This is a genomic window from Candidatus Rhodoblastus alkanivorans, assembly GCF_022760755.1.
GTDB classification, from domain to species: Bacteria; Pseudomonadota; Alphaproteobacteria; order Rhizobiales; family Beijerinckiaceae; genus Rhodoblastus; species Rhodoblastus alkanivorans.
Genome location: NZ_JAIVFP010000001.1, coordinates 3,006,728 through 3,020,628, shown reverse-complemented (window position 1 = coordinate 3,020,628; position 13,901 = coordinate 3,006,728). Strand labels below are relative to the sequence as shown.

General features: G+C 66.6%; 16 protein-coding genes. 8 read left to right on the top strand and 8 right to left on the bottom strand.

The window, feature by feature from the left end; genetic code table 11:
• Nucleotides 1-15: 15 nt before the first annotated feature.
• The 4 genes from K2U94_RS13920 to pxpB all read right to left on the bottom strand — a co-directional run bounded on the left by K2U94_RS13920 (nucleotide 16) and on the right by pxpB (nucleotide 2,591).
• Nucleotides 16-354, bottom strand: a complete 339-nt coding sequence (locus K2U94_RS13920) for a HepT-like ribonuclease domain-containing protein (protein ID WP_243067781.1) — start codon at nucleotides 352-354, stop codon at nucleotides 16-18.
• On the bottom strand, nucleotides 344-646 hold the full coding sequence (locus tag K2U94_RS13915) for a nucleotidyltransferase family protein (protein WP_243067780.1): 303 nt from the start codon (nucleotides 644-646) through the stop codon (nucleotides 344-346). The genes K2U94_RS13920 and K2U94_RS13915 overlap by 11 nt, the downstream gene beginning before the upstream one ends.
• A gap of 191 nt (nucleotides 647-837) precedes the next feature.
• The gene (locus tag K2U94_RS13910; RefSeq protein WP_243067779.1) at nucleotides 838-1,845 is read right to left on the bottom strand and encodes a 5-oxoprolinase subunit C family protein; all 1,008 of its coding nucleotides are present in this window, start codon (nucleotides 1,843-1,845) and stop codon (nucleotides 838-840) included.
• Nucleotides 1,842-2,591: a 5-oxoprolinase subunit PxpB gene (gene pxpB, locus K2U94_RS13905; protein WP_243067778.1), complete on the bottom strand. Its 750-nt coding sequence runs from the start codon at nucleotides 2,589-2,591 to the stop codon at nucleotides 1,842-1,844. The genes K2U94_RS13910 and pxpB overlap by 4 nt, the downstream gene beginning before the upstream one ends.
• A 126-nt stretch (nucleotides 2,592-2,717) precedes the next feature.
• Between pxpB and K2U94_RS13900 the strand changes: the two genes are divergently transcribed.
• The 5 genes from K2U94_RS13900 to K2U94_RS13885 all read left to right on the top strand — a co-directional run bounded on the left by K2U94_RS13900 (nucleotide 2,718) and on the right by K2U94_RS13885 (nucleotide 6,320).
• Nucleotides 2,718-3,218: an SRPBCC family protein gene (locus K2U94_RS13900; protein WP_243067777.1), complete on the top strand. Its 501-nt coding sequence runs from the start codon at nucleotides 2,718-2,720 to the stop codon at nucleotides 3,216-3,218.
• 23 nt (nucleotides 3,219-3,241) lie between these two features.
• Nucleotides 3,242-4,726 (top strand): sensor histidine kinase, encoded by a 1,485-nt coding sequence (locus K2U94_RS13895; RefSeq protein ID WP_243067776.1) that lies wholly within the window; start codon nucleotides 3,242-3,244, stop codon nucleotides 4,724-4,726.
• Nucleotides 4,723-5,427, top strand: coding sequence for a response regulator transcription factor (locus K2U94_RS13890; RefSeq protein ID WP_243067775.1), 705 nt, complete (start codon nucleotides 4,723-4,725; stop codon nucleotides 5,425-5,427). The genes K2U94_RS13895 and K2U94_RS13890 overlap by 4 nt, the downstream gene beginning before the upstream one ends.
• Nucleotides 5,428-5,546: 119 nt before the next feature.
• Nucleotides 5,547-5,624, top strand: coding sequence for a pyrroloquinoline quinone precursor peptide PqqA (gene pqqA, locus K2U94_RS20810; protein WP_369334833.1), 78 nt, complete (start codon nucleotides 5,547-5,549; stop codon nucleotides 5,622-5,624).
• A gap of 126 nt (nucleotides 5,625-5,750) precedes the next feature.
• The gene (locus K2U94_RS13885; RefSeq protein ID WP_243067774.1) at nucleotides 5,751-6,320 is read left to right on the top strand and encodes a tetratricopeptide repeat protein; all 570 of its coding nucleotides are present in this window, start codon (nucleotides 5,751-5,753) and stop codon (nucleotides 6,318-6,320) included.
• Nucleotides 6,321-6,339: 19 nt separating this feature from the next.
• Here the strand turns inward: K2U94_RS13885 and K2U94_RS13880 are convergent, their stop codons facing one another.
• The 3 genes from K2U94_RS13880 to K2U94_RS13870 are packed head-to-tail and all read right to left on the bottom strand — an operon-like array spanning nucleotide 6,340 to nucleotide 9,627.
• On the bottom strand, nucleotides 6,340-7,860 hold the full coding sequence (locus K2U94_RS13880; RefSeq protein WP_243067773.1) for a malonate--CoA ligase: 1,521 nt from the start codon (nucleotides 7,858-7,860) through the stop codon (nucleotides 6,340-6,342).
• 14 nt (nucleotides 7,861-7,874) lie between these two features.
• Complete coding sequence (locus tag K2U94_RS13875) at nucleotides 7,875-8,393, bottom strand: CinA family protein (RefSeq protein WP_243067772.1); 519 nt, start codon at nucleotides 8,391-8,393, stop codon at nucleotides 7,875-7,877.
• Between the two features lie 16 nt (nucleotides 8,394-8,409).
• Nucleotides 8,410-9,627: a bifunctional 2-C-methyl-D-erythritol 4-phosphate cytidylyltransferase/2-C-methyl-D-erythritol 2,4-cyclodiphosphate synthase gene (locus tag K2U94_RS13870; protein ID WP_243067771.1), complete on the bottom strand. Its 1,218-nt coding sequence runs from the start codon at nucleotides 9,625-9,627 to the stop codon at nucleotides 8,410-8,412.
• Nucleotides 9,628-9,758: 131 nt separating this feature from the next.
• Between K2U94_RS13870 and dusB the strand changes: the two genes are divergently transcribed.
• The 3 genes from dusB (at nucleotide 9,759) to ntrC (ending at nucleotide 13,575) form a co-directional block, all read left to right on the top strand.
• Nucleotides 9,759-10,853 (top strand): tRNA dihydrouridine synthase DusB, encoded by a 1,095-nt coding sequence (gene dusB / locus K2U94_RS13865; protein WP_272884867.1) that lies wholly within the window; start codon nucleotides 9,759-9,761, stop codon nucleotides 10,851-10,853.
• A gap of 68 nt (nucleotides 10,854-10,921) precedes the next feature.
• Nucleotides 10,922-12,007 (top strand): two-component system sensor histidine kinase NtrB, encoded by a 1,086-nt coding sequence (locus K2U94_RS13860; protein ID WP_243068880.1) that lies wholly within the window; start codon nucleotides 10,922-10,924, stop codon nucleotides 12,005-12,007.
• Between the two features lie 74 nt (nucleotides 12,008-12,081).
• Entirely contained in the window at nucleotides 12,082-13,575 is a 1,494-nt protein-coding gene (gene ntrC / locus K2U94_RS13855) for a nitrogen regulation protein NR(I) (RefSeq protein WP_243067770.1), read from the top strand.
• A 47-nt stretch (nucleotides 13,576-13,622) separates the two neighbouring features.
• Here the strand turns inward: ntrC and K2U94_RS13850 are convergent, their stop codons facing one another.
• Nucleotides 13,623-13,874, bottom strand: coding sequence for a hypothetical protein (locus tag K2U94_RS13850; protein WP_243067769.1), 252 nt, complete (start codon nucleotides 13,872-13,874; stop codon nucleotides 13,623-13,625).
• Between the last annotated feature and the right edge of the window lie 27 nt (nucleotides 13,875-13,901).

Genomic DNA, 13,901 nt, shown 5'->3' with positions numbered 1-13,901 from the left:
CGGGCCCTTTCAACGTCATTCGTCGAGCGAAATGGATCGCAGCGAAGACAGAAGCGCAGGGATTTCGTCGGCTACGGTCTTCCACAAAATATCGTGGTCAATGTCGAAATAGGCGTGGATCAGCCGGTTTCTCATCGCGACCATCGCTGCCCAGGGGATCGAGGGCAAAGCCGCTCGGGTCTCGACGCCGAGTTTGGCCGCCGCCTCGCCGATGATTTCGACCGCCCTGACCAGCGCGAACCGCAATATCTCGTCCGCGTCGAGGTCGCCGCGCCGTCGGCCGGCGAGGAAACGCTGGACGGCTTCGGCGGCTTCGATCATGTGGCGGATACGGATGGCGTCGTCACGCCGCATATTGGGTTTCCGCCGTGTGGACGACCTCCTCTCGGAAGTGGCGGCTCAGGTCTTCCGCCGTTCGTAGGTCAACCTTTCGCCCGTCCAGGAGGGACGATAGTTCGAGTTCGATCGCCGCCAGGGCGAGCAGGCCGGGTTTCGCCCCGGGCTCGAACTCCACCAGCAGGTCCACATCGCTCTCGGGGCGCGCCGCGCCGCGTTGCATAGAGCCAAACAGCGAGAGGCGCCGGATTCGATGGCGCCGGCAGAGCGACGCCAAGGCGTCGGCGTCGGGGAAAAGAGGCTGCTGCATTTGATCCTCCTTACGAAAGTTTGCCGGCCGGGGGAAGGTCGCTCCTTGCTTCGCGCTTGAAGGCGGGCTCTCTGTGACGGACGGATTATAGGACGATTCACGATCCCGCGCTCGGAGCCAAACAGGTCGCACGATGCGCGGCGCATGGCGACCAAAACCCCGGCTGTTGGGACCGGCGACTGAGAGGCCCGTCAATCTCCGGACGTCGCGCCGCTGATGAGGTTTTCGGTCCATAATTTTCGGTCGTCGCATTCGCCCGCCGGCGCCATCCCGACGCGCCATTGCGCGAACCGCTCGCGCCCTTCCCGGCGCGCGGCGGCGGCTTCGGCGTGATCGACGGGCGCGAAGCGCATGACATCGCCGGGCGCGAGATGGGCGAGGCGGGGCAGGTCGGCGGTGATCGCGCAGCCGATCTTGGCGTAGCCGCCGGAGGTCTGGCAATCGGCGCGCAGCACGATCGGCTGGCCGTCGCCGGGGACCTGGATCGCGCCGGGCGTGGCGCCGTCCGAGACGATATTGGCGCCGAGCCGGCTGTGGGCGAGGCGCGGGCCGGAAAGGCGCAGGCCCATGCGGTCGCTGTCGGCGCCGACGCGCCATGGCGCCGCCGAAAACAGCGCCAGCGTTTCGGGTGGGAAATGGTCGGCCTGAGGGCCGGGAATGAAGCGGATCGGGCCGGTTTCGTGAACGAGCGGCGGGGCGGAAACATCGCCGCCCTCCGCCGCGCCGCAGGGAAGAACGTCCCCGGCCGCGAGCGCGCGGCCGTCGATCCCGCCGAAACCCGCGCGGGAAAAAGTCGAACGGGCGCCCAGAATTTCGGGCAGGTCGAGACCGCCGGAAAAGCCGAGATAGGCCGGGCCGCGCCCGAGTTTCAGCGTCAGCGCGTCGCCCTCGCGCAACACCAGGCCGCGCCATGAGGCAACATTTTCGCGCCTGCCGTCGGCGCGCAGGATCGCGCCCGCAAAATCGCCGGCAAGGCCGATCCGCGCCGCGCCCTCAACCACGCGAAGCTCGGGCGCGGCGAGCAGGATTTCGAGTCCCGCGGCGTCATCCGGCGCGCCGGCCAGCGCATTGGCGGCGGCAAGAAATCTGGCGTCGAGCGCGCCGGAAACCGCCACGCCGAGCGCGCGATAACCTTTGCGGCCAAAGTCCTGAACCGTGACGCCGGCGCCGGGGCGTTCAACGACGACTCGGGCCTTCATGGCGCGGCGCGCAATTCGTCGGCGCGCAAATTTTCCGCACGCCAGCGGCTGTCCAATGCATCAAATTCGGCGCGGGAAACGGCGCGCCAGCGCACGCGGTCGCCCGGCGCCAGCAAGGCGGGACGCGCCGCGTTGCTCACGTCGAACAGGAGCGCGGGCGTGCGCCCGATCAGGCGCCAGCCGCCGGGACTGGCGAAAGGATAAGCGGCGCACATGGAATCGGCGATGGCGAGCGCGCCGGCGGGAACTTTTGGGCGCGGCGTTTGGAGGCGTGGGGCGGAAAGCTGCTCCGGCAGCACGCCGAGATAGGCGAAGCCGGGCTGGAAGCCGAGCATATAGACTTCCAATGCGAGCCCGCCAAAGGCGTCGAGCCAGCCCTGCGCCGTCAACCCCTTGAGCCGCGCGATTTCTTCGAGATCGGGCGCGAAATCGCCTTCCGCGCAAAATGGAATCTCGAACAAGGCGCCGGCCGGCGCGGCAGAGGCGGGCGCCCGCGCCAGCGCGGCGAGCCGCTCCGCCAGCTCCGCGAAAAGGATCGTGTCCGGATCGTACCACACGGTCGCGGAAGCAAAGGCGGGCGCCCATTCCTCGACGCCCTCAATGCGCGCGGCGGCGAGCGCGGCGCAGAACGCGCGCGCCCTTGCATGGACGTCCGGCGCAATGGTCGCGCCAAAAACCACGCTCGCGGCGGCGTCGCCGAGCGCGCGGATGCGGGGCGCGGGCAGGGCGACGGGGTTGTTAGACAAAATTCTTACATCCTCCCCGTTCTTTTTTGCCGTAATTTGTGGCCCATTGGCAAATGGACGCGCAGACCAATGGCGTCGAAGGCTCGCCTTCGCGAAAAGCGCGCCAATCCCCAAGGGAGGAAACAAATGATACGTCTTACGATCGCCGCGGCTGTTCTGGCGCTGGGCGGGCTTGCCGCGCAGGCGGCGCCAATAGTGAAAGTGTCCGAATCGGTGAAGGTCGCGGCCGCGCCGGCCCAGGTCTGGGAAAAGATTGGCCATTTCAGCAACCTGACCTGGCACCCGGCGATCAAGAGCAGCGAGGCGTCGGAAGCCGACAAGCCGGGTTCGCAGCGCCGGCTCGATCTCGGCGGCCCGATCCTGTGGGAGCAACTCGTCGTCTACCGGCCCGCCGCGCACAGCTATACCTACAAGATCCTCGACAATGGAACCAACCAGAAGGTTCTTCCGGTCATGCATTATATTTCGAGCATTGTGGTCAAGCCGGATGGCAAGGGCAGCGAGGTCGTCTGGTCTTCGACCTTCACGCCCGCGCCCGGAACCACGGCGGACGCGGCGCATAAGGCGATCGCCGGCGTCTATCGGGCCGGCCTCGACGCCCTCGCCAAGGATTTCGCCAAGAACTGAGCGGAACAAGAACTGAGCGGAAATTGAAGTCACGCAGCGCGCCATTTCTCACGCGTTCGCCAGGCTCTTGGGCGGCGACCGCGCGGCAGGCCTTGCTTTATGCCCTGCCGCTCGTTTTCGTCGCCCTCATCGCCGCGCAATGGCTCGACGCGGATTATCGCGCCTTGCGCGAGAACGCGCGTCGCCGGGCGCAGGGGGTCGCCGGGACCATGGGGGCGGCGGCGGCCGCGGAGGTCGGCGAACTGGCCGCTTTTGCCCGGGTCAATATCGGCCGCGCGGCGGCGGAGGGACTTGACCCGCCCAATGCGCTCTGGCGGGTGATTTCCGGCTATGATCAGCAATTGCTGGTGCTGATCCGCGAGGGCGACCAAACCGTTTTTCCGCCCGACGACCCGCTCGCCACACCCAAGATGTGGGGGGAAAAAGTGCGCGCCCTGACCGGGGTCGCGAGCCTGTTGCGCGAAGGTGATTTCGTCAACGGCTGGTTCCCCGACGCCTCCGGCGAATATTATTTTGAATGCCTGCGCGCCGGCCAGAACGACGCGCGCAAGGAAACCTGTCTCGCGCTCAATGGCCGTTTCATCTTTGCCGATCTGACCGCTGTGCTCGAAACGCGCGCAAAGGCTTTTCCCGGCTGGGCCTTCCGCCTGCGCGACCCGTTCGGCCGGGTGATCTGGCAAAAGGGCGGCGCGCCGGAAGGCTATGAGAGCTTCCTGCAGAGCGGGGCGCTGCACGGCTGGGCGGTGGACGTCGCGGGGACGCCCGCGCCGCGCCACAGCGCGCTCGGGCGGCTTGCGCTCGCCTTGCCGCTGGCGCTGGTGTGGCTGCTGCTGGTCTATCAGGCGCGCAAGGCGGAACGGGAACGGCTCGCGGAAAGCGCGGCCCGCGCCGAACTCGCCACGCGGCTGTCGCACGACCTGCGCACGCCGCTCGCCAATCTCAAGCTCTACGCCGAACTCATCGCCCGCAGGGCAGGGGGCGCCGCCGGGCTCGACCGCTATTGCGCCGTGCTGACCGAGGAGATCGACCGGCTCGACGCGCTCGCCGGGGAAACCATTTTCGGCGATCAAGGCGCGGCGCCGGCGCCGCGCCTCGCCGCCGCCGACCCCTGCGCCCTGGCGCGTCGCGTCGTCGCCCGTTACGAGAAGCTGCTCGCGGCCTCGAACTGCGCCTGCGAGGCCCATTGCGAGGCGGCCGGGCGGCTGCGCTTCGACGCCAGCGCCTTCGAGCGCATCCTCATCAATCTGCTCGACAACGCCCGCAAATATGCGCCGGGGAAGATCGACGTCTCGATCTCCTGGCGCGACGGTCTGCTCGCGCTCGAAGTGCGCGATTTTGGCGCCGCCCCGCCGCCGGGCGCCGAAGTCAAGCCCTCGCACGGCCTGGGCCTGTCGATCGTCCAGGATCTGGCCCGCGTCAATGGCGGAAGCTTCTCGCTGAGCGGCGCCAATCCGGGCTTGCGGGCGTGCGCTACGATCAGGGCCCTTCCCGAGGGAGAGGCGGCATGAAGATTCTCATCGCCGAGGACGATGCAAATCTGCGCGCCGGGCTGGTCGATCTGCTCGCTCTCGAAGGAATCGACTGCATCGTGGCCGAGGACGGCGAGGCCGCCTGGCGCGCCTTCGTCGAGGAAGCTCCGGCGCTTTGCCTGTTCGACGTGATGATGCCGCGCCTCGACGGCCTCGACCTTTGCCGGCGCATCCGCGCGCGCGATTCCCGCACGCCGATCTTGCTGCTGTCGGCGCGCGGCGCCGAGATCGACCGGGTGATCGGGCTGGAGATCGGCGCCGATGATTATATCGCCAAGCCTTTTTCGGCCCGCGAGCTGGTGGCGCGGATCAAGGCCGGGCTGCGCCGGACCAAAGCCGCCCCGGCCGCAGAGGTCGCGCCCGAAAAAGAGCCGCCGCGCCTGCGCATGGGCGACATCGAAATCGACCCGGAAGCCTTGCGCGCCTGGCGCGACGGGCAGAGCATCGACCTCGCGCCGCGCGAACTCGCAATCCTGCGGGCCCTGCTGGCGCGCGCGGGCAAGGCGGTTTCGCGCGACGAATTGTTCGACCTCGCCTGGGGTCGCGACTATATGCCCAACAGCCGCGCCCTCGACCAATATGTCTCCAGCCTGCGCCGCAAAATCGAGCGCGATCCGGCCCATCCGCAGATCATCAAGACGGTTCATGGCGTGGGCTATCGCTATGACGAGGACGCCTGACAAAATTCTTACAAATTTCTCGCCGGGTTCTGACGCATCTTGCCGGAGGCGCGGCTATAAGAAATCATGCGTCGTGGACGCTTTGAGTTCACAAGCAAGATCGTTCAAGGGAGAAAGCTATGACCTGGACTGCTCCGGAAGTTTGCGAAGTCTGCTGCGGCATGGAAGTCACTTCCTATATGTCCGCCGAAATCTGACAATTTCCCGGCGCGGCGCATCCTCTCCGCCGCGCCGTACCTCCGGCTCCTCCGATCTGGTCGCATCCGTTTTCGCGGGCGCGGCCTCTTTGCGTTTAGTTGCATGTTTGCATTCTGGAGGCGCTGATGAAATTCGCTTTCACTTTTCTCGCCCTGTGTCTTGCCGGCGCGCCGGCGGTTGCGGCTGAAGCGGCGGCGAAGTCCCCCGCGCCGGACGAGCAGACGGGCGAACTGAATCCGCAAAACATGTCGGTGCAATATTGGGCCGCGAAGGCGACGGACGACGATTACGACCCGCATATGTGCATGTATGGCGTCTTCCTCGACAAGACCGGGCAGCATGAGGAAGCGCGCCGCATTTTCAAGCATTGCGCCGAACATGGCAATCTCAACGCCATGCCCTGGATGTCCTACATGGAGGAAAACGGCTTCGACCGGCCGTCAGACCCGGTCAAGGCGGCGGAGTGGGATAAAAAACTCGCGGACGCCGGCTCCTCGCTCGGCCAGTTCAATTATGGCCTCGACCTTTTGCGCGGCCATGGCGTGATGCGGGACCGCGCCGCTGGCAAGGCCTTGATCGACAAGGCGGCGGAGGGCGGCGACACCACCGCGCGCGAATTGGCGCAGCACGATTACGACCCGGATTTGGTGACGCCGACCGCCGATCTCGCCCATTACCGCCAGCCGCAGTTTTGAACGCGGCGCGGCGCCGCCGTCACCCGCCGTAGGTCGTGCGCAAAACGTTCTTCTGCACCTTGCCCATCGTGTTGCGCGGAAGGTCGTCGACGAAGAAGATCTTCTTCGGCCATTTGAATTTGGCGAGCCGGCTTTGCAGCGCGTCGTGAATGGCGGCTTCGTCGATGGGGGCGGCTTTGGCGCGCACCACCACGGCCGCGACCGCCTCGCCGAAATCGTGGTCTGGCAGGCCTATGACAGCGCTCTCGACGACGCCGGGCAGGGAGTCGATCTCGGTCTCGATCTCCTTCGGATAGACGTTCAGACCGCCGGTGATGATCAGATCCTTGCCGCGGCCGACGATCCGCACATAGCCCCTGTCGTCGATCGTCCCCAGGTCGCCGGTGATGAAAAAGCCGTCGGGCCGGAATTCGCTCGCGGTCTTTTCAGGCATCAGCCAATAGCCCTTGAAGACATTGGGCCCCTTCACCTCGATCACGCCGATTTCGCCGGAGGGCAAGGCCGCGCCGGTTTGGGGATCGGCCACGCGCAACGACACGCCGGGCAGGGGGAAGCCGACCGTGCCGGCGATGCGTTCGCCGTCATAGGGATTGGAGGTGTTCATATTGGTTTCGGTCATGCCATAGCGTTCGAGAATGGCGTGGCCGGCGCGGTTCGAGAAGGCGCGGTGGGTTTCAGCGAGCAAGGGCGCCGAGCCGGAAATGAACAGCCGCATATGGGAGCAGGCTTCGCGAGTCAGGCCCGGCTCGTCGAGCAGGCGGGTATAAAAGGTCGGCACGCCCATCAGCACCGTCCCGCGCAGACGGTCGGGTCTTTCGCTCATGGCTTCGAGAATCTGCGGCGCGGAGAATTTGGGCAGGAAAATCATCGAGCCGCCGCACAACAGAATATTGTTGGTCGCCACGAACAGGCCGTGGGTGTGGTAGACAGGCAGGGCATGGATGAGCACGTCGTCGGGCGTGAAACGCCAATAATCCACCAGGGTCAAAGCGTTGGAGGCGAGATTGTCATGGGACAGCATCGCGCCCTTCGAGCGGCCAGTGGTGCCCGAGGTGTAGAGGATCGCGGCGAGGTCGTCGTCGCCGCGCGCGGCATTGGCGAAGTCGGGCGGGCTGATGGCGGCGAGATCGTAAAGCTCGCCCGCCTGTCCCTGGCCGTGCGTCACGATACGGACTTCCGCTTCGCCCGCGGCGTCGCGCAGCGAATCCGCGCGTTCGATGTCGCAGACGATCAGTTTGGGTTTGGCGTCCGAGAGGAAATAGCCGACCTCATGCGGCGTATAGGCGGTGTTGAGCGGCAGAAAAACCGCGCCGGCGCGCAAACAGGCGAGATAGATGAAGAGGAAGGCGGGCGATTTCTCCATCTGCATCGCCACCCGGTCGCCGGGTTCGACGCCGAGCGAAACCAGGGCGTTGGCGTAGCGCGCGCTCGCCGAGAGCATCTGGCGATAGGTAATCGATTCGCCGTCCAGCGACTGGATGAAGATTTTTTCCGGGTCGGGAACGCGCGAGGCGATCAGATCGAGCAGATGGTTGGACAAAATCGCCTCCGGACTCAGGCGTAGAGTTGCGGCGCGGCGGCTTCGAGCAGCATCCGCAGACCAGTCAGCGCCGCCTGGCGGCGGATTTCTTCCCGCGCGAGAGCTTTTCCATGCGGCCCGACAAAATGCTTTTCCGCCAGCAGGGTCGGGCGATCGACGCGGGCGAGGCCGAAATGGACGAGGCCGACCGGCTTTTGCGCCGAGCCGCCGTCCGGGCCGGCGATTCCGGTCACCGACAGCGCCATTTGGGCGCGCGAATGTTCCAGCGCGCCGAGCGCCATGGCTTCGGCGACCTGCGGCGACACCGCGCCATGTGCGGCGATGAGGTCGGCCGGAACGCCGAGTATATCCTGCTTGGCCTCGTTGCTATAGGTGACGAAGCCGCGCTCGAATACGTCCGAAGCGCCGGGAATTTCCGTCAGCGCGGCGGCGATCAGCCCGCCGGTGCAGGATTCCGCGGTTGCGATTTTGAGCTTGCGCGTGAAACAGGCGTCAAGCACCCGCCGCGCCGTGACCAGGATTTCGTCGCGCATGTCGCCTCTCCGAGTTTTACGGCAGCCTCACCGTCGCCATGGCCATCGCCGCAATGCCTTCCTGCCGTCCGGTAAAGCCGAGCCGTTCCGAAGTCGTCGCCTTCACCGCCACCCGGTCGAGCGGCAGATCCATGATTTCGCCGATCCGGGCGCGGATGGCGTCGCGGTGGGGGCCGACCTTGGGACGTTCGCAGATCAAGGTGGCGTCGATATGGGCGATGCGGCCGCCCCGGGCGGCGACGCGCTCGACGGCGTGGCGGAGGAACTGGTCGGACGAGGCGCCGCGCCATTGCGGATCGCTCGGCGGGAAATGGGCGCCGATGTCGCCGTCCGCTATGGCGCCGAGGACGGCGTCGGTGATGGCGTGGAGCAGCACATCGGCGTCGGAATGGCCGACGAGCCCGCGATCGTGCGGCACTTTCACGCCGCCGAGCCAGACATGATCGCCGTTGCCGAAGGCATGGACGTCAAAACCCTGGCCGGTGCGAATATCGGCGAGCTCGTTGAACAATTTGGCCTCCGCGCGCAAAAAATCCTCCGGGGTGGTGAGCTTGACGTTTTCCGCCTCGCCGGGAAAGACGAAGACGCAATGGCCGGCCCATTCGGCCACCGCGGCGTCGTCGGTCATTTCGCGGCAGCCGTCGGCGCGAACCGCACGATGGGCGGCGAGAATGAGAACGAAACGAAAGGCCTGCGGCGTCTGCACCCCGCGCAAGGTCGCGCGCGCGGGCGTAGCGACGATGCGCAAATCCTCCGCGACCTGCTTGATCGTATCGACCACGGCGACGCCCGGAACGCCGGCGCCCTTGTCACGGGCCGCCTCGAGCGCGCGCGCGATCAGCCCGGGGCTGACGAAAGGCCGCGCGGCGTCGTGGATCAGCACGGCGGCGTCGTCGCCGACGCCGAACGCCGCCAGCGCCTCCAGCCCGTTGCATACGCTGTCCTGCCGCGTCGCGCCGCCGAAAGCCGGGGGAAAAAGCCGTGCGCGCACATCGTCCGGCAGCGGCGCGATCGCGGCTTCATAGAGGTCCCGATCGTCGGCATGGATGACAACCAGCGCCTTCGCGCCCGCCGCGCCGTCGAGCAGGGCTCGCAGGGTGCGGGTCAGAACCTGGCGACCGGCGAGCTCGCGATATTGCTTCGGGCCGCCGGCGCCGGCGCGCGCGCCGCGCCCCGCCGCGACCACCAGGAAAAAAGCCCCGCCCGCCTTTTTTGCTCCGTGATCCTCGGCCATTTCCCCGCTCGCTCTTCTTCGGGACATGTCGCCCGAATCTTTGTCCGGGTCAAACTTTCCGTTCAAACCTTCCGCGCGAACGATCCGCGCTTTCAGATTGCGGAGGGAAAAATTTTGTCTAAAATCAAGGCATGAACGATTTTGCTCAACAAGTGGGCGATGGCGCGGGCGCCGCCTCCTTGTTTCACGCGCCTGCTTCGGTCGCCCCTTTGCGCGTCGGCGGTCTGACGATCGACGCGCCGGCTTTTCTCGCGCCCATGGCGGGCGTGACCGACCTCGCCATGCGCCGTCTCGCCCGGCGTTTCGGCGCGGGCCTCGCCTTTTCCGAAATGGTCGCGAGCGATGATTTCGCCCAGGCCGCCGGCGGCAAGGCGGGAAAGTTTGGACGCGAGAGCGTGGTCCGCGCAATGGGGGAGGGCGTGTCGCCCCATGCCGTGCAGATCGCCGGCCGCGAGCCTGAGAGCCTCGCGGAAGCAGCCCGGCTGGTTGCGGACGCCGGGGCCGATCTCATCGACATCAATATGGGCTGTCCGGCCAAGCGGGTGGTCGGCGGCGCGGCCGGCTCGGCCTTGATGCGCGACCTCGACCTCGCGGCGCGGCTGATCGCGGCCGTGACCGGCGCGGTGAAGGTTCCGGTGAGCGTCAAGATGCGTTTGGGCTGGGATGAGGCCTCGCTCAACGCGCCGGAACTCGCCCGCCGCGCCGAGGCCGAGGGCGCCGCCATGGTGATCGTCCACGGCCGCACCCGGAACCAGTTCTATCGCGGCGCGGCGGATTGGGCGGCGATCGGCCCCGTCTGCGAAGCGGTCGAGATACCGGTCGTCGCCAATGGCGATTGCCGTTCGCCGCGGGACGCGTGGGAAATGCTGGCGCAATCGGGCGCAAAAGCCGTGATGATCGGCCGCGCCGCGCTGGGGCGCCCTTGGATTGTCGGCGATATTGCCTATTTACTACGCAATGGCCGAGCGAGGCCGGCGCTGTCGCCACAGGCGCGGCGTGACGCGGCGCGCGAGCATGTCGCGACTTTGATGGACTTGCTCGGATCGCGCCAGGGCTTGCGCCACGCCCGCAAACATCTTGCGGCTTATGCGGATGTGGCGGCGGAAGAGGGCGGCGGGCTGGATGCGGCGGCGCGCCGGCGTCTGGTCGAAACCGAGGACGCGCGGGAGGTCTTTGATCTGCTCTGTCGTCTTTATGAACGAGCGCCCGATCTGGAGGCGGCATGACAAGTAGACTTGCCCAGAAAACAAGCGATGATCGCAACGAGGCGCCTGAAGATTTGGCAGGCGTGGGCATGGCCGATTGCCCGTCGGCGCAATTGCTCAACGCCTTGCCGCACCCGCTGCTCTCGGTGGCCGGCGACGGCTCGATCCGCGACGCCAATCCCGCGGCGGAGCTGTTTTTCGACATATCGCGCAACAACTTGCGCAAGATCAAATTCCCGGACCTGCTGCCGTTCGGCTCGCCGCTGATCTCGGCGATCGACATGGTCCGCCAGCGCCGCGCGCCGATCAATGAATACCGGGTCGATCTCGGCACGCCCAAGATCGGCGTCGAACGCTATGTGGACATACACATCGCGCCCTTGCCGAATATAGCGGACGGCGTGGTGATCATGCTGCAGGAGCGCACGATCGCCGACAAGATGGACCGCCAGCTCACCCATCGCGGCGCGGCGCGCTCGCTTTCGGCCATGGGCGCCATGCTGGCGCATGAGATCAAGAATCCGCTGTCCGGCATTCGCGGCGCGGCGCAATTGCTCGACTCCGCCGTGGGCGACGAGGATCGCGGCCTGTGCCGCCTGATCTGCGACGAGACCGACCGCATCGTGGCGCTGGTCGAGCGGATGGAGGCCTTTTCCGACGGCCGTCCGGTCGAGCGCGGCGCGGTCAATATTCACGAGGTGCTGGAGCATGTCCGGCGCATCGCCCAGGCGGGCTTCGCCCGGCGCGTCCGCTTCGTCGAGACCTACGATCCGTCGCTGCCGCCGGTGCTCGCCAATCGCGACCAACTCGTCCAGGTCTTTCTGAATCTTGTGAAAAACGCAGTGGAAGCGCTCGGCGACGATTCCATGGACGGTGAAATCGAGCTGACCACGGCCTATCGGCCCGGCGTCCGCATCCGCGCGCCCGGCCGGGCGACGCCGGTCAGCCTGCCGCTCGAATTCTGCGTGCGCGACAACGGACCGGGCGTCCCGGAGGATTTGATGCCGCATCTGTTCGATCCCTTCGTCACCACCAAGGCTTCAGGCTCTGGCCTCGGACTTGCATTGGTCGCCAAGATCATAGGCGATCACGGCGGCGTCATCGAATGCGAATCCCTTCCGCGGAAAACGCTCTTCCGGGTTCTCATGCCCGTCTATTCGCCCCGCGACGTCTGATCCCGGGCGCTCTCGCCATCACCCTGGCGCCCATTACATCTCGCGGGATCTTGGAAGGCTTTGGAGGTCATTGAATGCCGAGCGGCAATATTCTCGTCGCGGACGACGACGCGGCCATCCGCACCGTCGTGGGCCAGGCCCTGACGCGCGCGGGATATGAAGTGCGCACCACCGGCGCGGCATCCACGCTCTGGCGCTGGATTCAGGCGGGCGAGGGCGATCTGGTCATTACCGATGTCGTAATGCCGGACGAGAACGCCTTCGAACTGCTGCCCCGGGTGAAAAAGGCGCGGCCGGATCTGCCGGTCATCGTGATGAGCGCGCAGAACACCTTCATGACCGCGATCAAGGCCTCCGAGCGCGGCGCCTATGAATATCTTCCCAAACCCTTCGACCTGAAGGAGCTTCTGGCCATCGTAGGGCGGGCGATGAGCGAGCCGAAGAACCGGCTGCGCACGCCCGAGCCGGACGACATGGAGGGCATGCCGCTGGTCGGCCGCTCGCCGGCCATGCAGGACATCTATCGCGCTTTGGCGCGGCTGATGCAGTCCGACCTCACGGTGATGATCACCGGCGAATCCGGCACCGGCAAGGAGCTGGTCGCCCGCGCCCTGCACGATTACGGCAAACGCAAGAAAGGTCCCTTCGTCGCGATCAATGTCGCCGCCATCCCGCGCGACCTGATCGAATCCGAATTGTTTGGTCACGAGAAGGGCGCCTTCACCGGCGCGAACCAAAGGTCCGTCGGCCGGTTCGAACAGGCCGAGGGCGGCACGCTTTTCCTCGACGAGATCGGCGACATGCCGATGGACGCGCAGACCCGGCTGTTGCGCGTGCTCCAGCAGGGCGAATACACCACGGTCGGCGGCCGCACCCCGATCAAGGCCAATGTCCGCATCGTCGCCGCGACAAACAAGGATTTGCGCGTCCTCATCCAGCAGGGCCTGTTCCGCGAGGACCTGTTCTTCCGCCTCAATGTCGTGCCCTTGCGTCTGCCGCCCCTGCGTGAGCGCGCCGAGGACATCGGCGACCTCGCCCGCCATTTCTTCGCCCAGGCGGTCAACGAGGGGCTGCCGCTGAAATCGCTGGAGCCGGCGGCGCTGGAGCGGATGAAGCGTTATCGCTGGCCCGGCAATATCCGCGAGCTGGAAAATCTGGTCCGCCGTCTCGCGGCGCTCTATCCGCAGGAGCTGATTTCCGAACAGATCATCGTCAGCGAACTGGGCCTCGACGTCTCCCGCGAGTCCGGCTCCTTCCTTGCGCCGCCCGCGGGCCAGGCCGGCGCCGCGACGCCGGCCTCCGCGCTCGCGCGCGACCCGGACGAATCGCTTTCCATGGCGGTCGAGCGTCATCTCACCGAATTGTTCAAGGTCCATGGCGACAAGCTGCCGCCGCCGGGCCTCTACCACCGCATCCTGCGCGAAATCGAATATCCCCTGATTTCGATCGCGCTCGCGGCCACCCGCGGCAACCAGATCAAGGCCGCCGAACTGCTCGGCCTCAACCGCAACACCCTGCGTAAAAAAGTGCGAGACCTCGACGTGCGGCTGATGCGCTCCTCGCGGTGAGGGACGTCGCGCCGCGTCTCGTCGCGCTTGCACTGCGACAGCGCCTCTCAGATGAGCGGCGGAATGTCAGGCGCTATCGGAACCTCGAACACATGCGGGCGCGACCCCTTGAAAGATGCCGCGACCTCGGCCTTCAGCGCCGCTCGCTCGCTGGCGCGGCCTAGACGACGGCGCCGAGCTTCTCCGCCACCGGAACCGCGGCCGGCCAGCCCCTGGCCGCGAACGATCGCCGCGCCGAAGATCAGCGTGGGCGACAAGGCGTTGGAGAGAATTTCTGGCAATGCCGCCAGCCGCTCCAAGTCCGGCGCGATGCGGCGATTGACGGT